This window comes from Metalysinibacillus jejuensis (assembly GCF_003057615.1).
GTDB lineage: Bacteria > Bacillota > Bacilli > Bacillales_A > Planococcaceae > Metalysinibacillus > Metalysinibacillus jejuensis.
Genome location: NZ_QAFW01000228.1, coordinates 1 through 217, shown reverse-complemented (window position 1 = coordinate 217; position 217 = coordinate 1). Strand labels below are relative to the sequence as shown.

General features: G+C 39.2%; 1 protein-coding gene. It reads left to right on the top strand.

What is annotated here, in order from left to right; all coding sequences use genetic code 11:
• On the top strand, positions 1-217 hold a 217-nt coding region (locus DDE80_RS15010; protein WP_153060967.1), incomplete at both ends, for a zinc ribbon domain-containing protein.

Below are 217 nucleotides of genomic sequence, written 5' to 3'. Positions count from 1 at the left end.
CTTCACTTTGGTAAAAGCGTTCACGACAATGGTTGGGGCATGTTCACTACATTCTTATCGTACAAGCTAAAAGAACAAGGGAAACAGCTCGTGAAAATTGATAAATGGTTCCCTTCGACTAAAAAATGTTCTTGTTGTGGTGCAGAAAAACCTATGAAGCTATCTGAACGTACTTACCGTTGTTCATGTGGGTATGTGGCATATCGTGACTATAATT